Origin of the sequence: Rhodopseudomonas sp. B29 (assembly GCF_000333455.1) — a bacterium.
GTDB lineage: Bacteria > Pseudomonadota > Alphaproteobacteria > Rhizobiales > Xanthobacteraceae > Rhodopseudomonas.
This window is the reverse complement of record NZ_BADD01000486.1, coordinates 1-890: the sequence shown is the minus strand read 5'-3', so window position 1 is coordinate 890 and position 890 is coordinate 1. Positions and strand designations below refer to the sequence as shown.

Sequence of the window (890 nt, the reverse complement as noted above, 5' to 3'; positions counted from 1 at the left end):
CGGGGTCCTCTAGAGTCCGTCGATGCACAGGCCGCACTGGATGCAATCGAGCTGCGGCCCGTTGCGGATGTCGATGCCGGTCGGGCACACCGCCACGCACTGGTTGCAATCGACGCAGTCGCCGACCTGTTCGCCGGCTGCGCGCAGCTGTGCGGCCTTCTTGAGCGAGGTGCGGGTCTCGCCGCGATCGTACTTGTAGGTGACGTTGAGCGCCCACTCGTCAGTCAGCGCCGCCTGGATGCGGGGCCACGGGCACATGTAGACGCAGACCTGCTCGCGCATGAAGCCGGCAAGCGTGTAGGTCGTGAAGGTCAGGATGCCGATCCAGATATACGCCAGCATCGGCGCCTGGAAGGTTACCAATTCCTTGACCAGCGTCGGGGCGTCGGCGAAGTACAGCACCCAGGCGCCACCGGTCCACCAGGCGATCATCAGCCAGATCGAATGCTTGAGCACGATCTCGGCGCCGCGCTGAAGCGTGAGGCCTTCACCGGCCTTGCGCAGCCGCTCACGTCGATCGCCTTCGATCATGCGTTCGACGGCGTAGAACAGGTCGGTCCACACGGTCTGCGGACAGAGATAGCCACACCACACCCGGCCGCCGAGCGCGTTCATCAGGAACAGCGTGACGGCGGCGGCGATCAGGAGACCGGTGAAGTAGTAGATCTCCTGCGGCCACAGCTCGATGAAGAAGAAATAGAAGCGGTTGTTGGCCAGATCAATCAGCACCGCCTGGTCGGGGGCGCCGAGACCGCGGTTCCAGCGCACGAACGGCAGTAGATAATAGATGCCGAGGCACACCGCCATCAGGATCCATTTGGTCCTGCGGAAAGGAGCCGGAACGCTCTGCGGGAAAATCTGCTTGCGCGCGGGATAAAGCGGGCCGTCGT

At 63.7% G+C, this 890-nt stretch carries 1 pseudogene; it reads right to left on the bottom strand.

Annotated features, from left to right (window positions below):
* Positions 1 to 18 precede the first annotated feature (18 nt).
* Positions 19 to 890: pseudogene (gene ccoG / locus I5M_RS17240) on the bottom strand (cytochrome c oxidase accessory protein CcoG); the annotation flags it as partial.